This window comes from uncultured Arthrobacter sp. (assembly GCF_902805515.1).
Lineage (GTDB): Bacteria > Actinomycetota > Actinomycetes > Actinomycetales > Micrococcaceae > Arthrobacter_D.
Genome location: NZ_CADCTE010000083.1, coordinates 30103 through 42500, shown reverse-complemented (window position 1 = coordinate 42500; position 12398 = coordinate 30103). Strand labels below are relative to the sequence as shown.

11 protein-coding genes are annotated in these 12398 nt (G+C 67.7%); 8 read left to right on the top strand and 3 right to left on the bottom strand.

Going from position 1 to position 12398, the window contains the following annotated elements; genetic code table 11:
• Positions 1 to 185 precede the first annotated feature (185 nt).
• The 5 genes from QZX79_RS07300 (at position 186) to QZX79_RS07280 (ending at position 5772) form a co-directional block, all read left to right on the top strand.
• Positions 186 to 2078 carry an amidohydrolase gene (locus tag QZX79_RS07300; RefSeq protein WP_294566787.1) on the top strand — a complete coding sequence of 631 codons (1893 nt, stop codon included), beginning with the start codon at positions 186 to 188 and terminating at the stop codon, positions 2076 to 2078.
• 77 nt (positions 2079 to 2155) lie between these two features.
• Positions 2156 to 2821: a hydrolase gene (locus tag QZX79_RS07295; protein WP_294566784.1), complete on the top strand. Its 666-nt coding sequence runs from the start codon at positions 2156 to 2158 to the stop codon at positions 2819 to 2821.
• A 99-nt stretch (positions 2822 to 2920) separates the two neighbouring features.
• Entirely contained in the window at positions 2921 to 3439 is a 519-nt protein-coding gene (locus QZX79_RS07290) for a DoxX family protein (protein WP_294566780.1), read from the top strand.
• A gap of 1 nt (position 3440) precedes the next feature.
• Entirely contained in the window at positions 3441 to 4631 is a 1191-nt protein-coding gene (locus QZX79_RS07285) for an MFS transporter (RefSeq protein ID WP_294566776.1), read from the top strand.
• A gap of 58 nt (positions 4632 to 4689) precedes the next feature.
• Positions 4690 to 5772, top strand: a complete 1083-nt coding sequence (locus tag QZX79_RS07280; protein ID WP_294566773.1) for a CE1758 family FMN-dependent luciferase-like monooxygenase — start codon at positions 4690 to 4692, stop codon at positions 5770 to 5772.
• Between the two features lie 114 nt (positions 5773 to 5886).
• Here QZX79_RS07280 and QZX79_RS07275 read toward each other — a convergent pair whose 3' ends face one another.
• Positions 5887 to 6258 (bottom strand): hypothetical protein, encoded by a 372-nt coding sequence (locus QZX79_RS07275; protein ID WP_294566770.1) that lies wholly within the window; start codon positions 6256 to 6258, stop codon positions 5887 to 5889.
• 204 nt (positions 6259 to 6462) lie between these two features.
• Between QZX79_RS07275 and QZX79_RS07270 the strand changes: the two genes are divergently transcribed.
• Positions 6463 to 6867: a YkvA family protein gene (locus tag QZX79_RS07270; protein WP_294566767.1), complete on the top strand. Its 405-nt coding sequence runs from the start codon at positions 6463 to 6465 to the stop codon at positions 6865 to 6867.
• Positions 6868 to 6934: 67 nt separating this feature from the next.
• Entirely contained in the window at positions 6935 to 7954 is a 1020-nt protein-coding gene (locus QZX79_RS07265; protein ID WP_294566763.1) for an isopenicillin N synthase family oxygenase, read from the top strand.
• A 41-nt stretch (positions 7955 to 7995) separates the two neighbouring features.
• Here QZX79_RS07265 and QZX79_RS07260 read toward each other — a convergent pair whose 3' ends face one another.
• Positions 7996 to 8454 carry a DUF3817 domain-containing protein gene (locus QZX79_RS07260; protein ID WP_120168851.1) on the bottom strand — a complete coding sequence of 153 codons (459 nt, stop codon included), beginning with the start codon at positions 8452 to 8454 and terminating at the stop codon, positions 7996 to 7998.
• A gap of 175 nt (positions 8455 to 8629) precedes the next feature.
• Between QZX79_RS07260 and QZX79_RS07255 the strand changes: the two genes are divergently transcribed.
• The gene (locus QZX79_RS07255; RefSeq protein WP_294566758.1) at positions 8630 to 12157 is read left to right on the top strand and encodes a bifunctional RecB family nuclease/DEAD/DEAH box helicase; all 3528 of its coding nucleotides are present in this window, start codon (positions 8630 to 8632) and stop codon (positions 12155 to 12157) included.
• A gap of 110 nt (positions 12158 to 12267) precedes the next feature.
• On the opposite strand, the gene QZX79_RS07250 is transcribed toward QZX79_RS07255, so the two are convergent.
• A partial coding sequence (locus QZX79_RS07250) for a cold-shock protein (RefSeq protein WP_294566795.1) occupies positions 12268 to 12398 on the bottom strand: 131 nt, incomplete at its 5' end.

The following is a 12398-nucleotide window of genomic DNA, read 5'->3' as shown; positions in this document are numbered from 1 at the left end:
CCCCGGCTGCGTTTTTTTCTGTCCGGACCTCACCGACCGTCCCCCGATCGGCCGACTTTACTCACCATTTTCGAGCAAACATCTTCCGCGGAAATAAATTACATGGAAGCGAAGTTGTACACACCGCACCCGGACCGCCACGGTCCGAGCGAACACGTTTGTTAGTCGATTGGAGGTGGGCAGATATGCCCACAATGCCTGTAGCCGGGATAGTCCCCCGTGCAGATGCGGTCGAACCCGCTGATCTGATTGTTCGAAACGGCAAGATCTTCACCGGCGATCCGGCGCGCCCGCAGGCGACCGCCGTCGCCATCCGGAACGGGAAGGTCACGGTCGTCGGTGACGACGCCGATATCGCCAAGGTTGCCGGGCCGAGCACCAAGGTCGTCGACGCGCAGAACCGCAGGGTCGTCCCCGGGTTGAACGACTCACACCTCCACGTGATCCGCGGTGGCCTCAACTACGTCCTCGAACTCCGCTGGGACGGCGTTCCCACGCTGAAGCTGGCCATGCAGATGCTCCGGGAGCAGGCGGCCCGCACCCCAAAGGGCCAGTGGGTCCGCGTGGTCGGTGGTTTCACGAAGGAGCAGTTCGCCGAGAAGCGCCTTCCCACCCTCGCCGAGCTGAACGCGGCCGCCCCCGACACCCCGGTGTTCATCCTCAACCTCTACTCCTCCGCGCTGCTGAACCGCGCCGCGGTGAAGGCCGCCGGCTATTCCAAGGAGACGCCCGACTTCAAGGGCGGCCAGATTGTCCGCGGGCGGGACGGCGAGCCTACGGGCCTCCTCCTGGCGGCTCCCAGTGCCTTGGTTCTTTACTCGACCCTGGCCAAGGCTCCGCTGCTGCCCGCCGAAGAACGCAAGGCCTCGACCCGCCAGTACCTGCGGGAACTGAACCGGTTCGGTCTGACCTCCGCCATCGACGCGGCGGGCGGGTTCCAGAACTTCCCCGACAACTACCGCACGGTGATGGACCTGGCGAACGAGGGCAAGCTGTCCCTCCGCATCGCCTACCACCTCTTCCCGCAGGTCGCCGGACAGGAAGTCGACGACCTCCGCCGCTGGACCGAGACGGTCCGCCCCGGCGACGGCGACGAGTGGCTCCGCCTCAACGGTGCCGGTGAAAACCTCACCTGGGCCGCCGGCGACTTCGAAAACTTCACCGAGCCGCGTCCCGAGCTCTCCCCCGACTACGAGGTGGAGTTCGAGAAGGCCGTCCGCCTCATGATGGAGAACGGCTGGGGCTTCCGCCTCCACGCCACCTACAACGAGACCATTGAGCGGGACCTCGCGGTCTTCGAGAAGCTCGCCGCTGAGGGCCTGTTCCCCGGCGACAACCGGTGGATCTTCGACCACGCCGAGACGATCAGCGGCCGAAGCCTCGACCGGGTCGCGGCCCTGGGCGGAGCGCTCTCCATCCAGAACCGCATGTCCTTCCAGGGTGAGGCGTTCGTCCAGCGCTACGGCGCCGGTGCGGCGGCCGAAGCCCCGCCGATCCGCAAGATGCTCGACCGCGGACTCGTCGTTGGCGCAGGAACCGACGCCACCCGCGTCTCCTCCTACAATCCCTGGGTTGCCCTGCACTGGCTGATTTCCGGACGGACGGTCGGGGACACCCTCATCTACCCGCCCGAAAACCGGGTGAGCCGCGAGCAGGCACTCGAGATGTTCACGATCGCCGGCGCCAAGCTCACCGGCGAGGACAACGTGAAGGGCGTCCTGCGGGAGGGCTTCTACGGAGACCTCTCGATCCTCTCGGACGACTTCTTCAGCGTCGACGAGCGGGATATCCCGCACATCGAATCACTGTTCACCGTCGTCGGCGGCCGGATCGTTTACGCGGCCGGCGACTACCAGGGCCAGGACGAGGAGATGCCCAGGGTGTCCCCGCTGTGGAGCCCGGTGGCCCACTACGGCGGATACCAGGCAACTCCCAAGCCCTCGATGGCCGGAGGCCGCCAGGCCGAACTGCTCGCCCAGGCGGCGGCCGAGTCCGAGCAGCAGAGGCAGTGGCGCGCAGCCCGTTACGGCGCGGCTCCCACCATTGCCGACAACGCGTTCGAAACGCACGCCCACTAAGCCCCATGAATAAGCAAAACCTGTACGAAATCATTCGCACGGCATTCAGCAGGAACCAGTCCAAAGGAAAAGAAGAAATGTCCACCATCGATCTCGCCAACGTCACTGCCACCCCCAGTGACGACCTGCTCACGCCGGACAACAGCGTGTTCCTCTTCGTTGACCACCAGCCCCAGATGTTCTTCGGGGTCGGCAGCGGAGACCGCACCTCGATCATCAACGCCACCGTCGGCCTGGCCAAGTCCGCCAAGGCCTTCAACGTGCCGACGATCCTGACCACCGTGGCCGCGCAGTCCTTCTCCGGCAACATCCTGCCGGACCTCGCCGCGGTGTTCCCGGGCCAGGAGATCATCGACCGTTCGACGATGAACGCCTGGGAAGACGAGCGCGTCGTCGAGGCCATCAAGGCCACCGGCCGCACCAAGATCGTCCTGTCCGGGCTGTGGACCGAGGTTTGCCTTGTGCTCCCCGCGCTCTCCGCGCTGGGCCAGGGCTACGAGGTCTACGTCGTCTCCGACGCCTCCGGCGGAGTCACCAAGGAAGCCCACGACAACGCCATGGAGCGCATGACCCGCGCCGGCGCCGTTCCCGTGACCTGGATCCAGGTCCTGCTCGAACTCCAGCGCGACTGGGCCCGCGGCGAGACCTACCTGCCCGTCACCGAGGTCGTCAAGGCCCACGGCGGAACCTACGGCCTGGGCATGCACTACGCCGGTGACTTCATCGGCGGAAACGCCGGCTAAACAGCCAGCGCTGACACGCACACCCCGCTGACCGGCCACCCGGCCGGTCAGCCCGGGCACAACGACAAACCCAGATAAAACGAGAAAAGGGACCGGATCATGAATGCCGATATTGGAATCCTGCTGCTGCGGGTGGTGATCGGACTGTTGATCGCCGGCCACGGGCTGCAGAAGATTTCCTTCCGGCTCGGCGGCTCGGGGCTTCAAGGCGGCATTCGCGAGTTCCGCGCCGACGGATTCCGCGGCGGTGCCTACACGGCACTCGCCGCGGGCCTCGGCCAGCTCGGGTCCGGCCTCTTTCTCGCTTTCGGTCTCCTCACCCCGCTTGCGGGCATGGCGGCCATTGGGGTGATGACCGTCGCGCTGACCGTCAAAGCGGCCAACGGCCTCTGGGTCCAACACGACGGATACGAGTACCCGTTGGTGCTCATCACCATCGCTGGCGCGCTCAGCCTCACCGGTCCGGGCGCCCTCTCCGTGGATGCCCTCCTGGGAATTGACCTCCTGCCGCTTTGGGTAGGCATCCTCACGACGCTTGTAGGTGCAGCCTCCGGTCTCATCGTTCGAGTCCTGCTCCACACCGCACCAGTAAACCGACCCGACCAAAGGCACATTTGATATGGCCCGGCTACCCCAGACCAACTATTCGGCATCATTCACAATCATTGCCACGACCTTCGCGCTGCTCACCACCGGCGGCACCCTGCCGATCCCCCTCTACACCCTGTGGGGCGATGAGTTCGGGTTCGGCGCCGGGACGACAACCTCGGTCTTCGCCGTTTACGTCCTCGGCACCCTCCTCGCACTGATCTTCTTCGGGGGCCTCTCCGATCAGGTGGGCCGCAGGCCGCTGGCCTTCGCCGCCCTGGCGCTGACCATCGCCTCCACCCTGTTCTTTCTCTTCGCGGTGAACGTGCCCATGCTCCTTGCCGCTCGGTTCCTCAGCGGATTCGGCGTCGGCCTGATGACTTCGGCCGCGACGGCCGCCCTGGCCGAGCTGTACCGCGGGAAGAACAGGGCGTTCCCCTCGATGATCTCGACCGCCGCCAACATGGGTGGGCTGGGCCTTGGCCCGCTCGTCGCAGGTGTTTTCGCCCAGTACCTGCCTGCACCGACGGCCCTGATCTTTCTCGTCTTCGGCACACTTGTGGCCCTTGTGTTCCTGCTGACGTTCTTCGTCCCCGAAACCCACCCACGCACGGCCGCCAAGATCAACTGGGCACCCCGGGTTGGAGTGCCACGCTCTGCGAGGGGAATCTATGGCAGGTCGGCGGTCGCTGTCATTCCGACCTTCACTCTGCTTGGCCTTTTTTCGAGCCTCACCCCGCGCTTCATCTCGCAGACCCTCGACGTACACAACCTGGCCCTGGCGGGCCTTGCGACCTTTCTCCTCTTTGAGATCGGTGTCATCGCCCAGCTCGTGTTCCGGAGTAAGGAACCCCGGTGGTCAATCCTCCGCGGGCTTCCCCTGCTGATCGCGGCCCTCGCCCTTGTCCTCACCGGGTTCCTCACCGGAAACCTCGGGGTCTTCGGACTTGGCACGGTCATCGGCGGGTTCGGCGCCGGCCTCACTTTCATGGGAGGCCTGGGCCAGCTTGCGCGCGCTGTACCGCACGAGAGCCACGCCAAGAGTGTCGCGGCCTACTTCATCGCCGCCCAGAGCGGACTAGCCATCCCGGTCCTCTCAATCGGCGCCCTCACCGGCCCCCTCGGGCTCACCACGGCAACCACTCTCGTGATCGCCGTCGTGATGGTCCTGGCCGCCGCGGCCTGGATCGTCAACCGCCGGTCACCGCGCGGAACCGCCTGAACCCGCCCGCGCACAAAATCTAACCCTCAAGAACCAGCACCACACTTTGGAGAAAATCATGGAAATCGGCGTTTTCACAGTCAGCGATGTCACCCGCAACCCGCTCACCGGCAAGACCCCCACCGAGGGCGAGCGCATCAAGGCAGCCGTCGCCATCGCCAAGAAGGTCGAAGAAATCGGCATGGACGTCTATGCCACCGGCGAGCACCACAACCCGCCCTTCTACGCCAGCTCCCCGACGACGATCCTCGGGTACATCGCCGCGCAGACCGAGCGGATCAAGCTCTCGACCTCCACGACGCTGATCACCACGAACGACCCGGTGAAGATCGCCGAGGACTTCGCCACCCTGCAGCATCTGGCCGACGGCCGGGTCGACCTGATCCTGGGCCGCGGCAACACGGGGCCGGTCTACCCCTGGTTCGGGAAGAACCAGCAGGACAGCGTCGAGCTGACCATTGAGAATTACAACCTGCTGCGCCAGCTGTGGGACAACGACGTCGTGAACTGGGAGGGCAAGTTCCGCACCCCGCTGCGCAACTTCACCTCAACCCCGCGCCCGCTCGACGGCGTCGCCCCCTTCGTCTGGCACGGCTCGATCCGCACCCCGGAGGTCGCTGAGATCGCCGCCTACTTCGGCGACGGGTTCTTCGCGAACAATATCTTCTGGCCCAAGGAGCACTACCAGCAGCTCATCAGCCTGTACCGTGAGCGTTACGCCCACTACGGCCACGGCGCCGCCGACCAGGCGATCGTGGGCCTCGGTGGCCAGTTCTTCATGGCCCGAAAGTCCCAGGACGCGATCAAGGAGTTCCGCCCGTTCTTCGACAACGCCCCGGTCTACGGCCACGGGCCGCGGATGGAAGACTTCATGGCCCAGACGCCGCTGACCGTCGGCAGCCCGCAGGAGGTCATCGAGAAGACCCTGTCCTTCCAGGAGTACTTCGGCGACTACCAGCGCCAGCTGTTCCTCATCGACCACGCGGGCCTGCCGCTGAAGACGGTGCTGAACCAGCTCGACCTCTTCGGTGAACTGGTCCTTCCCGAGCTGCGCGCCGAGTTCGCCAAGCGCCGCCCGGCGCACGTCCCCGACAAGCCGGTCCACACCACCCGCAAGCCCGGTTCCGTCACGGCTGCCTGACGCGGGGCGCTGAACGCACCCGCGGACCTGCGGGCGCCGATGCGCCCGGAAACAAGCACAAGCCCCGGTGGAACTCTTTCCACCGGGGCTTGTGGCGTCTACTGGGGCCGGCTGCTAGGCGGGCGGCCCGTACACCGGAGGTACGGATTCCAGGAACATCGGAAGCTGGCTGGCGATGAAGGCGTAGATGAGGAACATATAGATCGTCCAGAGGACCCAGTAGCCGACGGCCGTCCAGGCGAGGATCTTGCCCGCGGTGGAGGGCTCCCCCAGCCGCTCGGCCCTGCCCGCCTGAATCAGGGCCAGGGGCACAAAGACGATGGGAAGGAAGAAGCTCAGGAACCCGAAGGCCAGGGAGAGTTGCATGTGCTTCTTGCCGGCCAGCGAGTCCGCCGGCGTACCTGCCCCGCGGTAGAACTGTCCTCCACCGCTGAATGGCTGCTCACTGGGATACGCGGGCCTGTTCTGGTGCGCATACTGGGACATCGAAGAGATTCCTTCCGGGGAAAGCGGTTGAGGTGCTGCACCTCGCTGATAGAACTGCGAACCGGCCCGAGCCCGCGTGGAAGGTTCCCCCATCGATGCGATCTGGATAAGGCGGCATGAGAACTATAGCCCGCCGACTCACCGGTGGGAAGATACGCATGTTGCATTTGAGGCGGCAGGGATTTATCCCCCGACAGGAGGCTCATGGACGGAACGGTTGTCCTTGGCTGGTTGGCGGCGGCGCTTGGAATCTATGCGCTGCTGCTCCTTGGCCTCGCCGCGTATGCCCGGGCCCACCCCGAGGCCCTCACCATGACCGACGCCCTGCGGTTCCTGCCCGACCTGCTCCGCCTGCTGCGGCGCCTGGCCGCCGACCGGACGGTCCCCGCCGGCGTGCGCGCGGCACTCCTGCTGCTCCTTGCGTATCTGCTGCTCCCGATCGACCTGGTTCCGGACTTCCTCCCCGTCATCGGCTATGCCGACGACGTCCTCCTGGTCGCCTTCGTCCTTCGCCTCACGGTCCGCCGCGCCGGCGCCGGCGCCGTTGAGCGCCACTGGCCGGGGAGCCCCCAGGGACTTGCGGTCCTCCTTCGGCTGGCCGGCCTCTAGGCGGCCCGGCGACACAGAACGTAACCCGAGCGCGCGGCCCGGACCGCACCGGGCGTAGTCTCCCGGCATGGTTTACAGCACAATCCCCGTCTTCGACCTCGGCACGGCCCGCCGCCCCGATGGTTCCTTCGACCCCCGGTTCATCGACCGGCTCCGCGACGCCGCACACACCGTCGGCTTCTTTCAGGTGACCAACTACGGAGCCTCCGCCACCCAGGCGGAGGACCTCTTGTCGGTGGCCCGCCGGTTCTTCGATCTGCCGCTCGAGGAGCGCCTGAGGCTCGACAACCGGCGGTCCCCCCACTTCCGGGGCTACGCCCGGCTGGGCACCGAGATCACCCGCGGCAGGCCCGATGCCCGCGAACAGATCGACTTCTCCCCGGACCGCGCACCCCTCGAGAGCTATCCCGCGGACCAGCCGTACTGGCTGCTCCAGGGGCCCAACCAGTGGCCGTCCGAGGCACTTCCCGAACTTGAACGCTCAGCGATGGCCTGGGCGGAACTGCTCTCCACCGTGGGGGCCGAGCTGCTAAGTGCCCTCTCGGTGGCCCTGGGCCTGCCCGAGAACCACTTCGCCGAACCCTTCGAAGCCACGCCGGCCTGGATGGCGAAACTTGTCCACTACGTGGGCGGCGACGGCGGAGCCGGAGGCCAGGGCGTCGGCTCCCACGCCGACTACGGGTTCGTCACCCTCCTGCTCCAGGACGAGGTGGGCGGGCTTGAGGTGCTTCCCCGGGGGCGCTCCGAGTGGGTGCCGGTCGAACCGATTCCCGGCGCGCTCGTCGTCAACCTCGGTGAAATGCTCGAAGTAGCCACCCAGGGGTACCTCGCTGCCACGGTCCACCGGGTGGCTTCTCCTCCGCCCGGAGTGGACCGGTACGCGGTCCCGTTCTTCTGGTCTCCCCGGCTTGACGCCGTCATCGAACCGGTGGAGCTTCCCGCGGAGCTCGCGGCGGCAGCGACCGGCGTCACCGACGATCCTGAGAACCCGATGCTCTCCTCCTACGGAAAAAACGTCCTCAAGGGGCGCCTGAGGGCCCACCCGGACGTCGCCGAACTGCACCACCCCGAGCTGGTCGGCAGGTAGGACCGAGGTGCACCCCGCACCGGCACCGGACGGGGTGCGCCTCAGCCCGCCGCGACGGGCGGACCGGCGATCAGCAGCAGCGTGAAGACAACCCCAATGCCGACGACGGCTAGCGCCGCGGCGAGCACGGGGCTGCGCAGCACCCAGGCCTGCAGGGTTTCGACGCGGTTCCCGGGAGCTTCCCCGCCCGGGCGGAGGCGCCAGGGTCCGCTGAGCATCCCCCTGCGCTGAACCATCAGCTCGAAGGGGATGGTGGCGAAGGGCACCACTGCTGAGACCAGTCCCAGCACGCCCGTCCGCCATGACCACTTCGAGTTGATCCAGACGAACACTGTGGTCGCGACGAAGCAGAGGAACACGAAGCCATGGATCCCGCCGGCCGGCGGCACAAGCGCTTCGGTGCTTCTGGTGACGTATTTGAAGAACATGGCGGTGAGCAGGAACGCCCAGGTGAGAGCCTCGGCCACGGCGACGGTCCGAAACAGGGTGAGCGGATTCATGGATCTCCAAAGGCAGTGGATGTTCGGGCGGAGCCGGTAAAAGGCCGCAGGCGCACCGCAACTGCTGGTCGCAGCGCCCCGCGGCCGGCACCATCCGAAGGGTAAACAGGCCCTTCCACGCTACCGCATCCCCCTTGGTAGATTGTTGCTGATCGCCCAGCCGCCGGGAGGCCCAGTGTTCCTGCTTGAAAACGCCGCACCGGACGCCGGGGCCGACCTCGTGTTCTCGGCGAGCGACCTTGTCAACGCCGCCGAGTGCGAGTACCGCGTCCTGCGGATCCTCGATGAAAAACTCGGCCGCACTCCGCCGGCCACATTCGCCGCCGATGAGATGCTCCAGCGTGCCGCGGCCCTGGGCGATGTGCACGAGCACCGGGTCCTCGAGAAGTTCACCGCCGACCTCGGCACGTACTCCCCCGGAAACCCGGGCGGGGTGTACGAGGTGGTGCCGGCGGCCACCATGGACCGCGCGACCCTGACGGCGAAGCATGAGGAATCGTTGGGTGCCCTGCGCGCCGGGGCCGGCGTTGTCTTCCAGGCCTCCTTCTTCGACGGAGTGTTCCACGGCCGCTCCGACTTCCTGGTGCATACCGGTGAGGGCTATGCGGTGTGGGACACCAAGCTCGCCCGGCATGCGAAGGTCGGCGCCCTGCTGCAGCTTGCAGCCTATGGCGACCAACTGCTGCGCGCCGGTCTCACCCCGGCACCCCAGGTGACCCTCGTTCTCGGCGACAGCACGTCGAGCGTCCACAGCCTCGACGATCTCATCCCGGTCTACCGGGAACGCCGGGCACGGTTCCTCGACCTGCTGGCGGCGCACCGTGCCCAACCCGACCCCGTCGAATGGAACGGTCCGGGCCACACCGCCTGCGGCCGATGCGATTACTGCCAGCAGATGGTGGAGTCGACGCGGGATGTGCTGCTCGTGGCGAACCTGAGCCTCGCACAACGCGCCGAACTACGGAAAGCAGGCATTTTCACGATCGACCAGCTCGCGGCGGGCGAAGCGGCCGGGGGGTCCCCGGCCCTCGCGCGGCTGCGCGACCAGGCCCGGATGCAGACCGGCATCGAGGAGGCCGACGGCGGCGTCGACTACACCGGCGCCGACGGCACGTCCCGACGCCTGGGGTACAAGGTCCTGCCCGGCCACGCCCTGGGCCTGCTGCCCCCGCCCAACGAGGGGGATATCTTCTTCGACTTCGAGGGCGACCCACTGTGGCAGGACCCCGGAACGGGATCCTGGGGAATCGAGTACCTTTTCGGCGTCGTCGAGAATGCCCGGGATGCCGGTTCAAAGCCGCCGTTCCGGGCGTTCTGGGCCCACTCCCGCGCCGAGGAGCGGACGGCCTTCAGCAGCTTCCTCGACTATGTCGCCGAGCGCCGCGCACGGTATCCCGGCCTCCACATCTACCACTACGCGGCCTATGAGAAGAGCGCCCTGCGCCGGCTGTCGATGACCCACATCCTCGGGGAGGACGCGGTGGACACCCTGCTGCGCGAGGGCGTGCTGATCGATCTCTACGAAGTCGTTCGGCGCAGTCTGCGCATCTCGGAGAAGTCCTACAGCATCAAGGCCCTCGAACCCCTCTATATGGGGGCCGACCTCCGGACCGGAGCGATCACCGACGCCGGGGCCTCCGTCGTCGCCTACTCCGAGTACTGCGCGGCCCGCGACGCCGGTGACGATGTTCGGGCCGCCGAACTGCTCGCCGGCATCCGGGACTACAACGAGTACGACTGCCGCTCCACCCTGCACCTGCGCAACTGGCTCTTCGAGCGGGCCGGTGAACGCGGCATCGGGCCCGCTGCTGCGGACCTGCCGGAACGCGAGCGCACTGCACCCGAGCCGCAGCCGGAGGAGGCGCAGCTGCTGGCGTACCTCGGCTCCCTCCCGGCAGCCGCGCAGGGTTCGGATGACCGGGCCGTGGCGATGGTGGCGGCGGCGGTGGGCTACCACCGGCGCGAGCGGAAGCAGTTCTGGTGGGAGCACTTCGACCGGCTCGGCACCCCGCCCGAGAGCTGGACGCAGGCCCGGGACATGTTCCTTCCCGAGTCCGTCGAGGTGGAGACGGACTGGGCGCTGCGCACCCCGCGTGCCCGCTCGCTCTCCCGGACCCTCCGCCTCACCGGGGTCCTTCCCGAAGGTTCGGACTTCCGGAAGGACTCGACCTGGTTCAGCGTGTACGAGGAGCCCCTGCCCGATGGGGTCGACTCCGCAGATTCGGGGCGGGGCGGGTGGTTCGGTGCGAGGGTGCTCGCTGCCGGAGCCGACGGCGGGAAGGATGTGATCCTCCTTGAGGAACGGCTGCGGGCCGGCGCGCCCGCCCACCCGTTCCTGCCCGTGGCGCTCGCCCCCGACCAGCCCATCCGCACTCCCTCTATTGAGGCTGCCCTGCTCGCCGTGGCCGCCGAGGTCGGCGCGACCCTTCCCGATCTCCCCCGCGGGCCCGGCCTTGACCTGCTGCGCAGGACCCCACCGCGGCTGGCCAGTGGTGTCCTCCCGCCGGCCCTTCCGGGCCCCACCGGGTATGTCGACGCCATCACCGCGGCAGTCGAACGGCTCGACTCGTCCTACCTGGCCGTCCAGGGACCGCCGGGAACCGGCAAGACCTTCGTCGGTGCCGCGGTGATCAACCGGCTCGTCGCCCGCGGCTGGAAGGTCGGCGTCGTCGCCCAGTCCCACGCCGTCGTCGAAAACCTGCTGGGGGCCGCGCTCCGGGCCGGGGTGCCCCCGGAGCGGGTTGCAAAGAAGACAGTGGATCCCGCTGCCCCCTGGCCGAACACCACCGACGACGGCGTCGCGGCGCTGCTTCAGGAGGACGCCGGCTGCCTGATCGGCGGCACGGCCTGGACGATGACCGGCAGCAAGGTTCCGGCGGGCTCGCTCGACCTCCTGGTGATCGACGAGGCCGGCCAGTTCTCCCTTGCCAACACCCTCGCGGTGGCACGCTCGGCCCGGCGGCTGCTGCTGCTCGGCGATCCGCAGCAGCTTCCCCAGGTCACCCAGGGCAGCCACCCCGAGCCGGTTAATGAATCGGCCCTCGGCTGGCTGTCCGACGGGCACGCGACGCTCCCCGGGCGCTTCGGGTATTTCCTCGCCGACAGCTGGCGGATGCATCCGGCGCTGTGCGCCTTTGTCTCCCGGCTCTCCTACGATCGACGGCTGTCAGCCACACCGTCGGCCGCACTCCGGCAGCTCGACGGACTCGCCCCGGGCGTCGAATGCGTTCTGGTCGACCACACCGAGCGGCGGAGCACCTCCTCCCCGGAGGAGGCGGCGGAAGTGCTCGCGCAGGTCGGGCGGCACCTCGGCCGGGCCTGGACGCCGGGCGACGGCGCCGGAGTGCGGCCCCTGCAGGAGGCGGACCTCCTCGTCGTCGCTGCGTACAACGCGCAGGTCCAGCTGATCCGGACCACGCTCGACGCCGCGGGGTACCCGGGGGTGCGGGTGGGAACAGTGGATAAGTTCCAGGGCCAGGAAGCGGCCGTCGTGATCGTCTCAATGGCCTGCTCGAGTGCCGCCGAGGCGCCCCGGGGAATTGAGTTCCTGCTCAGCCGCAACCGCATCAACGTCGCAGTGTCACGGGGGCAGTGGCGGGCAGTGCTCGTCCGCGCGCCGGGGCTCACGCACCATGTCCCCCCGCGCCCGCAGGCGCTCGAGGAGCTCGGCGCGTTCATTGGCCTGTGCGCCGGCGGGGCCTGAGCCGGGCCCGGGCCCGGGCCTCTTCGACGCGGGAATCCGGCACCGCGGACCCGAAAACGGGTTAAACAAAAGCAGGGCGGGAAAATCCCGCCCTGCTTTAGATCCGGACCTTAGAGAGGCTGGATGTTTGACGCCTGGGGACCCTTGGGGCCCTGCTCGGTGTCGAAGCTAACCTTCTGGTTCTCATCAAGCGAGCGGTAGCCGCTGGCGTTGATGGCGGAGAAGTGTGCGAACACATCCG

Coding starts and splice junctions, on each gene's coding strand:
- QZX79_RS07260 (WP_120168851.1), bottom strand. CDS start 8,454: ATGAATCCGCTCACCCTGTTTCGGACCGTCGCCGTGGCCGAGGCTCTC.
- QZX79_RS07300 (WP_294566787.1), top strand. CDS start 186: ATGCCCACAATGCCTGTAGCCGGGATAGTCCCCCGTGCAGATGCGGTC.
- QZX79_RS07265 (WP_294566763.1), top strand. CDS start 6,935: ATGGTTTACAGCACAATCCCCGTCTTCGACCTCGGCACGGCCCGCCGC.
- QZX79_RS07290 (WP_294566780.1), top strand. CDS start 2,921: ATGAATGCCGATATTGGAATCCTGCTGCTGCGGGTGGTGATCGGACTG.
- QZX79_RS07285 (WP_294566776.1), top strand. CDS start 3,441: ATGGCCCGGCTACCCCAGACCAACTATTCGGCATCATTCACAATCATT.
- QZX79_RS07280 (WP_294566773.1), top strand. CDS start 4,690: ATGGAAATCGGCGTTTTCACAGTCAGCGATGTCACCCGCAACCCGCTC.
- QZX79_RS07275 (WP_294566770.1), bottom strand. CDS start 6,258: ATGTCCCAGTATGCGCACCAGAACAGGCCCGCGTATCCCAGTGAGCAG.
- QZX79_RS07270 (WP_294566767.1), top strand. CDS start 6,463: ATGGACGGAACGGTTGTCCTTGGCTGGTTGGCGGCGGCGCTTGGAATC.
- QZX79_RS07295 (WP_294566784.1), top strand. CDS start 2,156: ATGTCCACCATCGATCTCGCCAACGTCACTGCCACCCCCAGTGACGAC.